The organism is Flavobacterium sasangense DSM 21067, from assembly GCF_000686885.1.
Lineage (GTDB): Bacteria > Bacteroidota > Bacteroidia > Flavobacteriales > Flavobacteriaceae > Flavobacterium > Flavobacterium sasangense.
In genome coordinates this window covers 1-1373 of record NZ_JMLU01000067.1, presented here as the reverse complement: position 1 = coordinate 1373, position 1373 = coordinate 1, and the positions used below count along the sequence as shown (strand labels likewise).

The 1373-nt window shown below is 27.0% G+C and carries 1 protein-coding gene; it reads right to left on the bottom strand.

Going from position 1 to position 1373, the window contains the following annotated elements; all coding sequences use genetic code 11:
* Window positions 1-70: 70 nt before the first annotated feature.
* On the bottom strand, window positions 71-1373 hold a 1303-nt coding region (locus tag BP92_RS0113730; RefSeq protein WP_026726548.1), incomplete at its 5' end, for a tyrosine-type recombinase/integrase.

Below are 1373 nucleotides of genomic sequence, written 5' to 3'. Positions count from 1 at the left end.
TTGTGTGAGCTTGTTAGTTTTTGTCAATTATTATAAGACCAGGATAGTTGGTTAATGTGCTGCTTACTTGTTAGATTGTAATTTTATCAAATTTGTTAGTAAAATCAGTATCAATAATAAGTCCTAAAGTTTTTAAATATTTCATAGTAGTATCAATAGAAGTATGTCCGTTTTGTTTCATAATAGAATAGATATCAATACCATTTTTATAGCTTGTTACATTGCCGGTATGTTTCCACGAATACATAGTATAGCATTTGTCAAAATTCAAAAAATCTAATTCTTTTCTGTATCTGTCAGCTAGTGTGTTTGTTCCTATTATCTTGTTTGGATTTTCTTTGTTTAAGTAGAATAATAAATTTGTTTTAGGTTGGTTTTGTATGTTCATTTCAATAAATATTTCTTTTAGTGGCTTGGATATGTATATAAATCGTTCACGTTTTGTTTTGCTTTTAGCTGCAGGTAAATAGATAAGGTTTTTTTCTAAATCTATGTTTTGTATTTCAATTTGTCTTATTTCGTTTGGTCTTGCGAATGTGTAGAATATGACTTGGCAAAATCTCCATATTAGTAAATCTTTTTTTATTAAATGTTCCTTTATTTTTATTATTTGTTGTGGGTTATATGCTATGTTTCTATTAGTAGTTATTTCTTTTTGTTTCTTCAGTCCTTGGAATATATTTGTTTTAATTATGTTTCTTTCAAGTAATGTTGAGAATAGTGAACGTATTTGAGTAATGAATGAATTTATAGTTTGTCCTTGTAGTGTGTTTTTTCCAGTTAAATAATCGAGTAAGTTATAAGCAAAATCTTTTTCTAGTTTGGTAATGTCAGTATGTCGCAAAGAATAGTTATCAGAGAATATTAAAAACCTTTCTAATGATGATGAATAATTATAATAACTTCGTTTTGATAAATCACTTTTTTTTATTTCTAATGCTTTTTTTAGTCCAGTTTCTAAAGTATAATATTTGTTATTGGTATTTTTAGTTTGTAGGTATGTTTCGTTTTTTAGTCTAGTATCGTTGAAGTGAAAGCCATTATTAAGCAATTCATTAATTTCTTTAACCAGTTTACATCCTTGTATTTCTCTTTGTGTAAGATTTTCTATTTCATTAATTGTATATAATCTTTTTCGTTGTAGTTTGCCAGTTAGTGCATTAAAAGCGGAAAATTCAACATAGTAAGTAGGTACATTATTTTTTGAACCTTTTACCAGTTTAGCAGGTTTATAGTTGTGTATGTCTTTTTGTGTGTTTGGCATAACTAATCCTAGTTGGCGACAATTAAAAAAAGTCTGGCGATAATCTGTATTATAAATTATAATACTTTGACTATCAACAGACTTTCTTATTTTAGTGACCTCGACAGGA